The sequence below is a fragment of the Saccharothrix coeruleofusca genome, from assembly GCF_014648515.1.
Taxonomy (GTDB): Bacteria; Actinomycetota; Actinomycetes; order Mycobacteriales; family Pseudonocardiaceae; genus Actinosynnema; species Actinosynnema coeruleofuscum.
Genome location: NZ_BMRG01000030.1, coordinates 28,181 through 42,497, shown reverse-complemented (window position 1 = coordinate 42,497; position 14,317 = coordinate 28,181). Strand labels below are relative to the sequence as shown.

The following is a 14,317-nucleotide window of genomic DNA, read 5'->3' as shown; positions in this document are numbered from 1 at the left end:
CCCAACCCGAACGACGAACTCAGGGGTCCTGAGCGTTCGACTCGCGGTACCTGAGCGTTCGACTCGCGGGGGAGGGGGTCAGGGGAGGGGGAGGGGGGCGGGTTCGGCGGCGGCGAGGTTCTCGGGCAGGCGCAGGCCCTCGTTCAGCGGCACCAGTTCGGACTGGAGGACCAGGGCGGCGGCGCCGATGGCGGGTGCGGTGGACGCCGACCGGGACAGGCGCACGTCCACCGGGTGCGCGGCGCGCGAGAAGAACGCCCGCTCCAGCTCCTCCCGCACCACGGGCAGGTACACCGCCCCGGCGATGGCGAAGCCGGGTCCGGTCAGCACCAGCACTTCCAGGTCCATCAGGTTGGCCAGGGTGCGCGCCGCGACGGCCACGTACCGCGCGGACCGCTCCAGCAGCTCCAGCGCCGCCGACTCGCCCCGCCGCGCGGCCCGGCTCACGGCGGCGAAGTCCGACGCCACCGACACGCCCTTCAACTCCAGCCGCAGCTCCGGGTGCGCCAGGGCCGAGGCCACCACGGCGGCGGGCCCGGCGACCGCCTCGACGCACCCGCGCCCGCCGCACCAGCACACCGGCCCGTTCGCGTCGACGCAGACGTGCCCGATCTCGCCCGCGTTGCCGCTGGTGCCCCGGTAGGTGATGCCGTTGATGACCAGGCCCGCCCCGATGCCGGTCCCCATGTACAGGGCGGCGGAGGTGGCCGTGCCGCCGATGCCGCCGGACCAGTGCTCGCCCAGCGCCGCCGCCGTGGCGTCGTTGTCCAGCACCACCGGCAGCCCGGTGGCCTGCTCCAGCGCCCGGTCCAGCGGGTAGCCCTCCCACTGCCGCATCGCGGGCGAGACCAGGCCCAGGCCCAGCACCCGATCCCGCTCCACGTCCACGCCGTCGATCAGCGCGGAGACCTCCGCGGCCATCCGCGCCACCACGGTCGACGGGTCCTCGGCGCCCGCGCCCGCGCGGGCCAGCCGGGCGACCACGGACCCGCCCAGGTTGGTCAGCACGTAGGTGATGCCCGCGTGGTCGAGGTGCACGCCGACGGCGTACCGGGAGGTGTGGTTGAGCTGGAGCAGCACGCGGCGCTTGCCGCCGGTGGACTCGGCGCGCCCGGTCTCCACGACCAGGCCCTCGTCGATGAGCTTGCGGACGAGGGTGGAGATGGTGGCCCCGGTGAACCCGGTGGCGTTGATCAGGCCGACGCGGCTGATGGTGCCCGCCGCGCGGATGACGTCCAGCACGGTGGCCTTGCTGCTGGCGTGCGGTGTCGCTCTGGCAGGTCCGCTCACTGCTCGCTCCCGCACTTCGTTCGTTCGCTGGTCGGAGGCTACCAACCGGGGACTGCCCGACGACCTGGGCGCGTCCCACACCTATTGACTTCCTTTCTTCATTGACTTAACAATCTGCCTCGAGTCGGCGCGGCTCGCCACCCCGACGAGCGGCCACCAGCCACGAGAGGATCAACGATGTTCCTGAGGGCAAGGCGTTCACGGGTGCGGCTCGCGGCGGCGGGCGCGACGGCCGTCGCCCTGGCCGCCACCGCGTGCGGCGGGTCGTCCTCCAGCGGCGCCGCCGCCGACACGCTGGTGGTCTACACCGGGCAGTCGGGGGACTGGCAGCTCAACTTCAACCCGTTCTCGCCCACCACGGTCGAGGGCCCCGGCACCATCTTCGAGCCGCTGTTCTTCTTCAACAACGTCCGCGACGCCGAGCCGCGCCCCCGCCTGGGCGAGTCCTTCCGGTGGAACGCCGACGGCACCGAGCTGTCGGTGGTGCTGCGCGACGACGCCAAGTGGTCCGATGGCGAGCGGTTCACCGCCCGGGACGTCGTGTTCACCCTCGACATGATCAGCGGGAACCCGGCCATGAACAACACCGGGTACAAGGGCAGGGCCACCGCGGTCGACGACACCCACGTCACCATCAGGTTCGACGAACCGTCCTACATGGAGGCTCCGCAGGTCCTCGGGCGCATCTGGATGGTGCCCCGGCACTTATGGGAGGACTTCGCCACGCCCGCCACCAACGTGGTCGAGAAGCCCGTCGGCACCGGCCCGTACCAGCTGGACGAGTTCAAGCCGCAGGCGTTCACGCTCAAGAGCAACCCCGGCTACTACGCGGGCGAGCCCGCCGTGAAGAAGGTCCGCTACCTGTCGCTGTCGGGCAACCAGGCGGGCGCGGACGCGCTCAAGGCGGGCCAGGTCGACTGGCAGACCGGCCCCGTCCCGGACATCGCCGACGTCGAGAAGAACTACCCCGGCTACCGGGCCATCACCGTCCCGATGAACCAGGCGGCCCTGTTCACCTGCTCCAACGCCGCCCTGGGCTGCCAGGGCGCGCAGACCGATCCGGCCGTGCGCAGGGCGATCTACTACGCGATCAACCGCACGCAGGTCAACGCGCTGGCGTTCGAGAACACCGCGAGCCCGATCTCGCCCGGATTCGCATTGCCGGAGCGGGACCGGGACCAGGTGTCGGACCAGCTGCGGGAGAAGACCGCGCCCATGCAGCCGGACGAGGCCGAAGCCGTGCGGGTGCTGGAGGGCGCGGGTTACGCCAAGGGCCCGGACGGAATCTACGCCAAGGACGGCGAGCCGCTGGCCATGACCGTCAAGGTCGTCGCGGGCTGGACCGACTACATCACCGCCGTCGAGGCCATCGGCCAGCAGTTGCAGGCGGTCGGCATCAGGGTCACGCCGCAGCAGCTGTCCTGGAACGAGTGGTCCGACGCGCGCGGGCGCGGCGAGTACGAGCTGCTGATCGACGCGCTGTACCAGGGCCCCGCGCCCGACCCGTTCTACACCTACAGCTACTTCTTCAGCACCCCCACCACCGCCAGGGTCGGCGAGATCGCCAACCCGAACTTCGCCCGCGTCAGCGACCCGGCCATCGACCAGGCGCTGACCGCGCTCAAGGGCGTGCCCTTCGAGGACGCCGCCGCCCGGCAGCCGCACCTGGACACCGTGCAGACCCGCGTCGAAGAGCTGATGCCCTACATCCCGCTGCTGACGGCGGGCACCACCAGCGAGTACAACGCCAGGAAGTTCACCGGCTGGCCCACCGAGGACGACCTGTACTCGTTCCCGGCCGTGTGGTCGCGGCCCGAGCACTCCGAGATCTACCTCAAGCTCAAGCCCGCGTCCCGGTGACCGGGACGGCGCGTCGATGAGGTACTACGCCCGCAAGTTCGGGTTCTACCTGGTCGCCCTGTGGGCGGCGCTGACACTGAACTTCTTCGTCCCCAGGCTGATGCCGGGCAACCCGGTGGACGTCCTCATGGCCAAGCTCGCGCAGCGCGGCGGGACGGTGGACCCGGCGGCCCGCCGGGCGTACGAGCTGCTGCTCGGCGCGGACACCAGCGAGCCGCTGTTCCGGCAGTACCTGTCCTACCTGGGCAACATGGCGCGTGGTGACCTGGGCGTGTCGGTGAGCGCGTTCCCGGCGCCGGTGTCGCAGGTCATCGCGGACTCGCTGCCGTGGACGCTGGTGCTGGTCGGCCTGGCCACGCTGCTGTCGTTCCTGCTCGGCGTGGTGCTGGGCGCGTTCGTCGGCTGGCGGCGCGGCACCTGGCTGGACGGCCTGGTGCCCGCCACCACCGTGCTGGCGGCCGTGCCGTACTTCTGGCTGGCGCTGATCCTGGTGGCGCTGCTTGCCTCCGGGCTGGGCTGGTTCCCGCTGATGGGCGGCTACGACGTGGTCCTGGACCCCGGCTGGAACGCGGACTTCATCGGCTCCGCCGCCTACCACGGAACGCTGCCCGCGTTGACCATCGTGATCTCGTCGGTCGGCGGGTGGCTGCTGGGGATGCGCAACATGATGGTGTCCACCACCGCCGAGGACTACGTGCTGACCGCGAAGGCCAAGGGGCTCAAGGACTCCCGCGTCATGATCCGGTACGCGGCGCGCAACGCGGTGCTGCCGTCGGTGGCGGGGTTCGCCATCTCGCTGGGCTTCGTGGTGGCCGGGTCGATCATCACCGAGCAGGTGTTCTCCTACCCCGGCATCGGCTCCAAGCTGCTGCAGGCGGTGCAGAACAACGACTACGCCCTGATGCAGGGCATCTTCCTGGTCATCACGGTCGCCGTGCTCGGCGCGAACCTCGTGGTGGACCTGCTCTACGCAGTCATCGACCCGCGCACCCGCGCAGGCGGCTGAGGGAGGAACCGTGACCGATCTCGGCCCCGCCACCGTCGCGCCGCCGAGGGGCCGCGCGGGGTGGCGCTCGATGCTGCCGCGCTGGTCGCCCAAGCTGGGCGTCGGCCTCGGCCTGATCGCGGTGATCGCGCTGTTCGGCTTGCTGGGGCCGCTGTTCGTCGGCGACCCGGTCACCATCCGCGACCTCGGCCTGACCCCGCCCGGCGGCGAGCACCCGCTGGGCACCACGCTGACCGGCCAGGACGTCCTGGCGCAGCTGGCCCACTCCACCAGGGGATCGCTGCACATCGGCCTGCTGGTGGGTGTGCTGGCCACGCTGCTGTCCGCGCTGTTCGGCATCGTCGGCGGCTACGTCGGCGGGGTCGTGGACGAGGCGTTCTCCTTGTTCTCCAACGTGATGCTGGTGATCCCCGGCCTGCCGCTGGTGATCGTCGTCTCCGCTTTCGTGCCCGCCGACCAGCGCGGGTCGTGGACCGTCGCGGTGGTGCTGGCGATCACCGGCTGGGCGGCGTCCGCGCGCGTGCTGCGGGCGCAGACGCTGTCCTTGCGCACCAGGGATTACGTGGCGGCGGCGCGTGTGGCGGGGGAGAAGCCGTGGCGGGTGATCGCGGTGGAGGTCCTGCCGAACCTGCTGCCGCTGCTGGCTTCCCAGTTCGTGTTCTCGGTCGTCTACGCCATCCTGAGCGAGGCGGGCCTGTCCTTCCTCGGCCTGGGCGCGTCGAACTCCTCGACGCTGGGCACGATGCTCTACTACGCGCAGAACGGTTTCGCGCTGCAGCGCGAGGCGTGGTGGTGGTTCGTGCCGCCGGGGCTGGTCATCGCGCTGTTCGGCTGCGGCCTGGCGCTGGTGAACTTCAGCATCGACGAGATCATCAACCCCGGGCTGCGCGACATCCCGCGCCGCCCCAGGGCGGAGGCCGTCCGCGAACCCGCGCCCGCCGCGCGGACCGACGACGACGTGGTGCTGACGGTCGACCGGCTTTCCGTGGTCTACCAGGTGGACACGCCGGTGCACGCGGTCAAGGACGTGTCGCTGACCCTGCGCCGGGGCGAGATCCTCGGTCTGGCGGGCGAATCCGGGTGCGGCAAGACGACGTTGGCGTACGCGGTCGACCGGCTGCACCGCCCGCCCGCCGAGATCACCGGCGGCTCGGTGACCTTCCACGACCGCGACGGCGAGGACGTGGACGTGCTGGCGCTGCGGCCCGAGGAGCTGCGCGCGTTCCGCTGGTCCAAGCTGTCGGTGGTGTTCCAGGGCGCGATGAACGCCCTCAACCCGGTGATCACGGTCAGGGCGCAGCTGGAGGACGTGCTCATCACGCACCGGCCGGGGATGAGCAGGGCCGCGCGTCGGGCCAGGTGCGAGGAGGTGCTCCGGCTCGTCGGCGTCGACCCGCGCAGGCTCGGCTCCTTCCCGCACGAGCTGTCCGGCGGCATGCGGCAGCGGGTGGTGATCGCGATGGCGCTGCTGCTGGACCCGCAGGTGATGATCATGGACGAGCCGACCACCGCGCTGGACGTGGTGGTGCAGCGCGGAATCCTGCGGGAGATCATGCGGCTGCGCGACGAGATCGGCTTCGCGGTCCTCTTCATCACCCACGACCTGCCGCTGCTGCTGGAGCTGGCGGACCGGATCGCGGTGATGAAGGACGGCGAGATCGTCGAGCACGGCCCGGCGGAGCAGGTCCACCGCGAGCCCCGGCACCCCTACACCCGCCGACTGCTCGACTCCTTCCCCAGCCTGACCGGCGAACGGGGCGCGTTCGTGCGCTCCGGCGAGCCCGCCCCGTCCGGAGGTGCCCGATGACCACGCTGGAAGCCCGCCGACTGGTCAAGGACTTCCCCGTCCGGGTCGGGCTGCGCCGGGTGAAGCTGCGCGCGGTGGACGACGTGTCGTTCACCCTCGTGCCGGGCCGCACGGTGGCGCTGGTCGGCGAGTCCGGCTCGGGGAAGTCCACCATCGCGCGGATGATCGCCCGGCTGGAGAAGCCCAGCGGCGGCGACATCGCGCTCACCGCGCCGGACGGTTCGCGGGTGCCCGACCGGCACTACCGCGACCACGTGCAGATGGTGTTCCAGGACCCGTTCGCCTCGCTCAACCCGTTCCACACCGTCGAGCACCACCTGGCCCGCCCGCTGAAGCTGCACGGCCGCGCGGCGGGCCGGGAGGAGACCTGGCGGCAGGTGCTGCGCCTGCTGGAGCGGGTGAGCCTGCCCGCCCGCGACGTGGTCCACCGCCGCCCGCACGAGCTGTCCGGCGGGCAGCGCCAGCGGGTGGCCATCGCCCGCGCGCTGGCGCCGGGCGCGAAGGTGGTGGTGGCCGACGAGCCGGTGTCGATGCTCGACGTGTCGATCCGGCTCGGCGTGCTGAACCTGTTGGCGCGCCTGCAACGCGAGGAGGGGCTGGCGGTGCTCTACATCACCCACGACCTCGCCACCGCGCGCCACTTCTCCGACGACGTCCTGGTGCTCTACAAGGGGCGCGTGGTGGAGCGGGGCCCGGCCGACGACGTGATCCTCAACCCCCGGCACCCCTACACCAAGCTGCTGGCCGCCGCCGCGCCGAACCCCGACGCGCGGGGCCGCGCGCTGGACGTGGACCCGGCCGAGGTGGAGCGCGCGGGCGCTGCCGCCGCGTACGACCACACCACCGGCCGGTGGGAGGACGTTCGCACGGCGGGGTGATCGCGGTGCCACCCGTCCGGGCGGGGCGCCCGTGTCACGGCGGGCGGCGGCGGGCGTGGTCGTGTACGAACAGGACGTAGCGCTGGGACGTCCAACGGCGGACGCGATGCGCCGGAACAGCCCTCCACGACTGTCGCGGCGAAGGCGGCCACATGAGCCTCAACGTGCTGACCCGGAAGTCCTTGTCCTTCTTCGGCGCGGTGGGAGGTTGGCGCACGATCGCCGAGGGGGTCGTGTCCCGCGCGCTGTTCCTGGTCGCCTACCTGCTCACCGACCACGTGCTGGCCTCCGCGCTGGTGGCGGTCGGCGCGGTGGTGTTGTTCGCGGCGGTGCGGGTGCTCACCGGCGGCAAGTGCTGGCAGACGACGTTCGGGCTGGTCATCGTGGCGCTGTCGGCGTTGCTGGCCGGGAGCACCGGGCAGGCGGTCGACTTCTACCTGCCGTCGGTGGTCCTCCAGGCGGGTGCCGGGGTGGTGTTCCTGGTGTCGCTGCTGGTGCGGTGGCCGCTGGTCGGCGTGGTGGTGGAGGCGGCGCGCGACCACGGGCCCGGCGAGCGGCACGGCTGGCGGCGGGACGCCCCCCGGTTGCGGCGCTACCAGGTGTGCACGGCGCTGTTCCTGGCCAAGTACGCCGTCGCCACCGCCGTGCTGGTGCCGCTGTACCTGGCCGAGTGGGTGGTTCCGCTGGGCGTCACCGCCACCCTGCTGGGCGGCGCCCCCGCCGCAGGCGTCTGCGCCTACCTCTGCTGGCGCATCCTCCGCCCGACGCCTGCAAGTACTACCCGAGCCCTCGGAACGGGCCGGTAACTACTACCCGGCTCACGGCGTCCGCCCCGCGCTCCGGCACGTCGGGTAGTAGTTACCGGCCCTGCGGGCTCCGGCGGGTAGTACTTGCGGGCGCGGGGGTGGCGCGGAGGAGGACCAGGCGGTCGGGGTGCAGGACGGGGGCCTGGACGCCCGCGACGGCGAGCACCCGGCCGGTGGCCGTCACGCCCTCCGGGGTCCACCAGGGCAGCGGCACCCCCCAGTGGTGGGCGTTGCCGTCGGGCACGTCGCCGGGCGGCAGCGGCCGGACGTGGTAGGTCCGGTCGTCGTCCAGACCCGGCAGCCGCACCGCGCCGGGCGGGTACGACTCGGAGGTCCCGGTGGCCACGATCGCGAACACCGCGTCCGAGCCGTCCGCCGCCACCACACCGTGCACGTGGATCGACGGGTCGGGGTGGTCGCCGTGCACGGCGACCCCGGTGTGCAGCAGGCCGCGCAACTCCTTGTAGAGCGCCACCCACCGCTTGAGCCGTTCCCGCTCCTCGGGCGCGGCGGCGGTCAGGTCCCACTCGATGCCGAAGTGCCCGAACAGCGCGGTGCCCGCGCGGAAGTCGATCGGGTGCCGCCGCCCGGTGGTGTGCGAGACGTCGGAGCCGACGTGCGTGCCCATCAGCTCCAGCGGGATCAGCGCGTTGGTCCACCGCTGGATGGACTGCCGCTCCAGCGCGTCGATGCAGTCCGACACCCACACGCGGTCGGTGCGCTGGAGGATCTCCAGGTCCACCCGGCCGCCGCCGGAGGAGCACGACTCGATCTCCACGCCGGGGTGCCGCGCGCGCAGCTGGTCCAGCAGCCGGTACACCGCCAGGGTCTGCTCGTGCACGCCCGCCCGGCCGGTCGGCTGGTGGCCGGCTTCGACCAGGTCCCGGTTGTGGTCCCACTTCAGGTAGGAGATCGGGTAGGTCGACAGCAGCTCGTCCAGCCGCGCCAGGATGTGGTCGTAGGCCTTGGTCAGGTCCAGCACCTGCTGGTGGCGGGCGCGGCGGGGCAGCCGCCCACCGGTGGCCATGATCCAGTCCGGGTGCGCCCGCGCGAGGTCGGAGTCCTCGTTGACCATCTCCGGCTCGACCCACAGGCCGAACTCCATGCCCAGGCCGGTCACGTGGTTGACCAGCGGGCCCAGCCCGTCCGGCCACACCTCGTCGGAGACGTGCCAGTCGCCCAGCGCCCGCCGGTCGTCGCGGCGCGCGCCGAACCAGCCGTCGTCCAGCACGAACCGCTCCGCGCCGACCTCGGCGGCGGCGTCGGCCAGCGCCTTGAGCCGGTCCAGGTCGTGGTCGAAGTAGACCGCCTCCCAGGTGTTGACGACCACCGGTCGCGGTCCGGACGGGTGGTGCGGCCGGGCGCGCAGGAACTCGTGGAAGCGCGCGGCCACCCGGTCCAGGCCGACGCCGTGGGAGCCGTACTGCCACGGCGAGGTGTAGGACTGGCCGGGCGCGAGCCGGACCTCGCCCGGCAGCAGCAGCTCCCCGGAGCCCAGCAGGGACACCGCGTGGAAGGTGCGCTCGGCGAACGTGCGGTGGTTGCCCGACCAGGCGGTGTGCACCGCCCAGATCTCGCCGGTGCGGTTGCCGAACCCCTCGGTGCCCGCCGCCAGCAGGTAGGCCGAGTCGTAGCCGGTGCGGCCGGTGCGGTTCTCGCGCACCCGCAGGCCGTGGGTCCACCTGGTCCGCTGCGGGCTGCGCTCGCGCAGGTGGTGGCCGGTGAAGTCGAGCAGCTCGACGGCTTCGGCGGGCACCGGCAGGGTCAGGTTGAGCGCGTCCACGGTGAAGGGGGTGCTCCCCCGGTTGGTCACGGTGGCGCGCTGGCGCACCAGGCCGGAGTCGGTCAGCTCCACCACCAGCTCCAGCGCCAGCCCGGCGGTGTCGTCCACCGCGCGGAAGGTGGTGCCGTCGACCTCCACCACGCGGAAGGCGGTGGAGAAGTCGGCCCCGTCGCGGTGCCCGACCAGGCCGGGGGTGCCCAGCCAGCCCGCGGACTGCTCGGGCAGCACGGCCACCTGGACCGGTCCGTCCACGGAGAACCCGATGGGTTGAGGAGCGCGCAGCAGCCGCAGGGCGTCCGGGTCGGCGGTTTCGCCCAGGTCCGCGCCCCAGTGCAGGACGCGGGGCAGCGTTGCCCCCGACGTGTCGAGCACCAGGCTCACCCCCGCCGCACGCAGGTGCGTCACGTCCGCCACTTGGTGTTCTCCCTCCGCCGGTGAACTCCGTTGACTTACTTTAATTGCTGGCGTAAGAATCGCCCGACGGCGAGTTCACATCGCTGAACGCGCCACCACTCGGGAGCGAGGGGACCGCATGATCCGCCGGACGGTGCACGAGGGGTGGCAGCTGAGCGCGGTGGGAGGGCCGGTGCCCGAGGCGGTCGCGGGCCGCGCGGTGCCCGCCGAGGTCCCCGGCAGCGCGCACCTCGACCTGCTCCGCGCGGGCCTGATCCCCGACCCCTACCTCGACCGCAACGAGGCCGAGCTGGCCTGGGCGCACCGCGCGGACTGGCGCCTGGCCACCACCTTCACCGCCGAGGCCGCCCGGCCCGGCGAGCGCGTCGAGCTGGTCTTCGACGGCATCGACACGGTGGCCGCCATCGAGCTGAACGGCACCCTGCTGGGCCGCACCGCGAACATGCACCGCGGTTACCGCTTCGACGTGCGCGAGGTGCTGCGCGACGGCGACAACGAGCTGGTGGTCACGCTGTTCTCCGCGCTGGCCCACGCCGAGCGGGTCGAGCGGGAGCTGGGCTGGCGGGACCGCGCCTACCCGCACCCGTTCAACGCGGTGCGCAAGATGGCCTGCTCCTTCGGCTGGGACTGGGGCCCCGACCTGCAGACCGCCGGGCTGTGGAAGCCCGTCGCGCTGGAGCGCTGGGACAGCGCGCGGCTGGCCGGGGTGCGCCCGCTGGTCACCGTGGACCCCGACGGGACCGGCCGGGTCGAGGTGCACGTGGACGTGGACGCCGTCGCCGCTGCTGATCTGTCCATCGTAGCCACTGTGGACGGTCGGCGGGAGCGCGTCGCCGTCTCGGGTGACAGGGCCGTGGTCACCGTCCTGGTGCCGGGGGCGCGGCTGTGGTGGCCGGCGGGCTACGGCGAGCACCCGCTCTACGACCTGCGGGTGGCGCTGCTGGCGGGCGAGGAGGAGGTGGACTCCGCGCAGCGCCGCGTCGGGTTCCGCACCATCACCGTGGACACCGAGCCGGACGGGATCGGCACCCCGTTCACCTTCGTGGTCAACGGCAGGCGGATCTTCGCCAAGGGCGCGAACTGGATTCCCGACGACCACTTCCTGACCCGGATCACCCGCGAGCGCCTGGCCAGGCGGGTGGACCAGGCCGTCGCGGCGAACATGAACATGCTGCGCGTCTGGGGCGGCGGCATCTACGAGACCGACGACTTCTACGACGTCTGCGACGAGCGCGGCGTGCTGGTGTGGCAGGACTTCCCGTTCGCCTGCGCGGCCTACGCCGAGGAGGAGCCGCTGCGCTCCGAGGTCGAGGCCGAGGCCCGGCAGAACGTGGCCCGGCTGACCGCGCACCCGTCGCTGGCGCTGTGGAACGGCAACAACGAGAACCTGTGGGGCTACGCCGACTGGGGCTGGCCCGAGCAGCTCCAGGGCCGCACCTGGGGCCTGGGCTACTACCGGGAGCTGCTGCCCGCGATCGTGGCCGAGCTGGACCCCACCCGCCCGTACGCGCCCGGCAGCCCCTACAGCCCCGGCGAGGTCCACCCCAACGACGACGCGCACGGCACCCGGCACGAGTGGGAGGTGTGGAACCGCGTCGACTACACCCGCTACCGCGACCACGCGCCGCGCTTCTGCGCCGAGTTCGGCTTCCAGGCCCCGCCCACGTGGGCGACGCTGACCCGGTGGGTGCGCGACGAGCCGCTGACGCCCACCTCGCCCGCGTTCCTGCTGCACCAGAAGGCCGAGGACGGCAACGGCAAGCTCGATCGCGGCCTGGCCTCGCACCTGCCGGTGCCCGAGTCGTTCGAGGACTGGCACTGGGCCACCCAGCTCAACCAGGCCCGCGCGGTGTCCTTCGGCGTGGCGCACTTCCGCTCGCACTGGCCGCGCACGGCGGGCGCGCTGGTGTGGCAGCTCAACGACTGCTGGCCGGTCACGTCGTGGTCGGCGATCGACGGCGACGGCCGGGAGAAGCCGCTGTACTACGCGCTGCGGCACGCCTTCGCGCCGCGCCTGCTCACCGTGCAGCCGCGCGGCGGGACGGACGTGCTGGTCGCGGTGAACGACGACGACCGGCCGTGGGCGTCCGAAGTGTCCGTGCGCAGGCTGACTTTCGCGGGTGAGGTGCTGGTGGAGGTTAGACTGCCGCTCCGGGTGCCCGCCCGCTCCGTCGCCGAGGTCGGTCTGGCGGAGGCCCTGCTGACCCCGACGGACCCGGAGGCCGAGGTGCTGGTGGCGACCACGCCGGACGCGCGCGCCGTGCACCCGTTCCGGGAGGACCGCGAGCTGGCCTACGACCCCGCGCCGCTGACCGCCGAGGTGGTCGCGGTGCCCGGCGGCTACCGGGTCGACGTGCGCGCCACGTCCTTCGCCCGCGACGTGGCGGTGCTGGCCGACCGCGTGGCCCCGGACGCGGTGGTGGACGACGTGCTGGTGTCGCTGCTGCCGGGCGAGCGGCACTCGTTCACCGTGCGCACCACCGCCGAGCTGGCCGACCCGTCGGCGCTGGCCGGGCCCCTGGTGCTGCGCTCGGCCAACAGCCTGAGCGCGGTGCTGACGTGACCGCGTCCACCGGGGCGGTCGGACTGGTGCTGGCCCGGCCGCCCCGGCTGCTGGGCGTCGAGCCGTTCTTCATGGAGTTCATCGCGGGCATCGAGGAGCGGCTGGCCGAGCGCGAGCTGTCGGTGCTGCTGCACGTGGTGGCCACCCAGGACGCCGAGATCGCGGCCTACCGGCGGTGGGGCGCGCGGCGGCTGGTGGACGCGGTGGTGCTGGTCAACCGCTCGGTGGAGGACCGCAGGCCCGCCGTGCTGCGGGAGGTGGGGCTGCCCGCGGTGCTGGTGGGCGAGCCCGCCGGGGCGTTCCCGGTGGTGCGCACCGACGACGCGGGCCCGGTCCGCGCGGCGCTGGCGCACCTGCTGGAGCTGGGCCACCGGCGCATCGCGCGGGTCAGCGGCCCGGAGTCGCTGCTGCACACCAGGGCGCGCACCGCGGCGCTGCTGGAGGGCTGCGCCGCCGCCGGGGTCGAGCCGGTGGTGGTGGAGGGCGACTACTCCGAGGAGTCCGGCGCGAAGCTGACCGCCGCGCTGCTGAGCGGCGGCGAGCCGCCCACCGCGATCCTGTACGACAACGACGTGATGGCGGTGGCCGGGCTGGGCGCGGCCAAGGAGCTGGGCGTGGCCGTGCCGCGCGAGCTCAGCGTCGTCGCGTGGGACGACTCGACCCTGTGCAGGCTGGCCTCGCCCGCGCTGACCACGATGAGCGTGGACGTGCACCGGTTCGGCGTGACCGTCGCCGAGTCCGTGCTGGAGCTGGTCGGCGGCGGCCCGGTGGCCGACCGCTGGTCGCCGTCGGCGACGCTGGTCGCGCGCGGGAGCACCGCGCCGCCGGTCTGAACGAGCACGAGGAGAACCATGTCCCACCTCGCCGCGGCGACGCGGTACGACGAGCTGCCCTACCGCCGAGCGGGCCGCAGCGGGCTCAAGCTGCCCGCGGTGTCGCTGGGGCTGTGGCACAACTTCGGCCACGACAAGGCGCTGGAGGGGCAGCGGGCCATCCTGCGCCGGGCCTTCGACCTCGGGGTGACCCACTTCGACCTGGCCAACAACTACGGCCCGCCGCCCGGTTCGGCGGAGGAGAACTTCGGCCGGGTCTTCGCCCGCGACTTCCGGCCGCACCGGGACGAGATCCTGGTCTCCACCAAGGCGGGCTACCACATGTGGGACGGCCCGTACGGGGAGTGGGGCTCCCGCAAGCACCTGCTGTCCTCTTTGGACCAGTCGCTGACCAGGCTGGGCCTGGACCACGTGGACGTCTTCTACCACCACCGGCCGGACCCGGACACGCCGATCGAGGAGTCGATGGGCGCGCTGGACACGGCGGTGCGCTCCGGCAAGGCGCTCTACGTCGGCATCTCGAACTACTCGGCGGAGCAGACCCGCGAGGCGGCGCGGGTGCTGCGCGAGCTGGGCACGCCGCTGCTGATCCACCAGCCGTCGTACTCGATGTTCAACCGGTGGGTCGAGGACGGCCTGCTCGACGTGCTGGCCGAGGTGGGCGCGGGCAGCATCGCGTTCTCCCCGCTGGCGCAGGGCGTGCTGACCGACCGCTACCTCGGCGGCATCCCGGAGGGTTCGCGGGCGGCGGGCGCGAGCCCGTTCCTCAGCGCGGAGAACATCACCGAGGAGAAGCTGGGCAGGGTCCGCGCGCTCAACGAGGTCGCCCGGCGGCGCGGGCAGACGCTGGCGCAGCTGGCGATCGCGTGGGTGCTGCGCAACGTGACCTCCGCGCTGGTCGGGGCGAGTTCGGTGCGGCAGCTGGAGGACAACGTGGCCGCCACGGCGAACCTGGAGTTCACCGCCGAGGAGCTGGCCGAGATCGAGCGGCACCTGTGAGCCCCGCGATCACCTGGTGAAGCGCTTCGGTTGATCGTCTCCGCGCCAGGCGCACTGTGCTTGACCAGCGGTTACTTA

General features: G+C 72.9%; 10 protein-coding genes. 8 read left to right on the top strand and 2 right to left on the bottom strand.

All coding sequences use genetic code 11. The annotated features are described in order from the left end of the window. Window positions 1-78 precede the first annotated feature (78 nt). Window positions 79-1,290 (bottom strand): ROK family transcriptional regulator, encoded by a 1,212-nt coding sequence (locus IEZ00_RS34845; protein ID WP_189227615.1) that lies wholly within the window; start codon window positions 1,288-1,290, stop codon window positions 79-81. Between the two features lie 177 nt (window positions 1,291-1,467). On the opposite strand from IEZ00_RS34845, the gene IEZ00_RS34840 reads away from it, so the two are divergent. The 5 genes from IEZ00_RS34840 to IEZ00_RS34820 all read left to right on the top strand — a co-directional run bounded on the left by IEZ00_RS34840 (window position 1,468) and on the right by IEZ00_RS34820 (window position 7,647). Then, window positions 1,468-3,150: an ABC transporter substrate-binding protein gene (locus tag IEZ00_RS34840; RefSeq protein WP_189227614.1), complete on the top strand. Its 1,683-nt coding sequence runs from the start codon at window positions 1,468-1,470 to the stop codon at window positions 3,148-3,150. 16 nt (window positions 3,151-3,166) lie between these two features. Continuing rightward, window positions 3,167-4,156 (top strand): ABC transporter permease, encoded by a 990-nt coding sequence (locus tag IEZ00_RS34835; protein ID WP_189227613.1) that lies wholly within the window; start codon window positions 3,167-3,169, stop codon window positions 4,154-4,156. A 10-nt stretch (window positions 4,157-4,166) separates the two neighbouring features. Next, window positions 4,167-5,963: a dipeptide/oligopeptide/nickel ABC transporter permease/ATP-binding protein gene (locus tag IEZ00_RS34830; protein WP_229796397.1), complete on the top strand. Its 1,797-nt coding sequence runs from the start codon at window positions 4,167-4,169 to the stop codon at window positions 5,961-5,963. Then, window positions 5,960-6,841: an ABC transporter ATP-binding protein gene (locus tag IEZ00_RS34825; protein WP_189227612.1), complete on the top strand. Its 882-nt coding sequence runs from the start codon at window positions 5,960-5,962 to the stop codon at window positions 6,839-6,841. Before IEZ00_RS34830 ends, IEZ00_RS34825 begins: the two co-directional genes overlap by 4 nt. Before the next feature lie 152 nt (window positions 6,842-6,993). Continuing rightward, a complete protein-coding gene (locus IEZ00_RS34820; RefSeq protein WP_189227611.1) occupies window positions 6,994-7,647 on the top strand; it encodes a DUF3159 domain-containing protein in 654 nt (217 codons plus the stop codon). Between the two features lie 52 nt (window positions 7,648-7,699). Here IEZ00_RS34820 and IEZ00_RS34815 read toward each other — a convergent pair whose 3' ends face one another. Next, the gene (locus IEZ00_RS34815; protein WP_189227610.1) at window positions 7,700-9,844 is read right to left on the bottom strand and encodes an alpha-galactosidase; all 2,145 of its coding nucleotides are present in this window, start codon (window positions 9,842-9,844) and stop codon (window positions 7,700-7,702) included. Between the two features lie 118 nt (window positions 9,845-9,962). Here IEZ00_RS34815 and IEZ00_RS34810 point away from each other — a divergent pair, with 118 nt between their 5' ends. Genes IEZ00_RS34810 through mgrA form a run of 3 tightly spaced genes read left to right on the top strand, consistent with a single transcriptional unit; the run spans window position 9,963 to window position 14,239 of the window. Continuing rightward, entirely contained in the window at window positions 9,963-12,407 is a 2,445-nt protein-coding gene (locus IEZ00_RS34810; protein ID WP_189227609.1) for a glycoside hydrolase family 2 protein, read from the top strand. Beyond that, on the top strand, window positions 12,404-13,240 hold the full coding sequence (locus IEZ00_RS34805; protein WP_189227608.1) for a LacI family DNA-binding transcriptional regulator: 837 nt from the start codon (window positions 12,404-12,406) through the stop codon (window positions 13,238-13,240). The genes IEZ00_RS34810 and IEZ00_RS34805 overlap by 4 nt, the downstream gene beginning before the upstream one ends. A gap of 18 nt (window positions 13,241-13,258) precedes the next feature. After that, window positions 13,259-14,239, top strand: a complete 981-nt coding sequence (gene mgrA / locus IEZ00_RS34800) for an L-glyceraldehyde 3-phosphate reductase (protein ID WP_189227607.1) — start codon at window positions 13,259-13,261, stop codon at window positions 14,237-14,239. Window positions 14,240-14,317 lie beyond the last annotated feature (78 nt).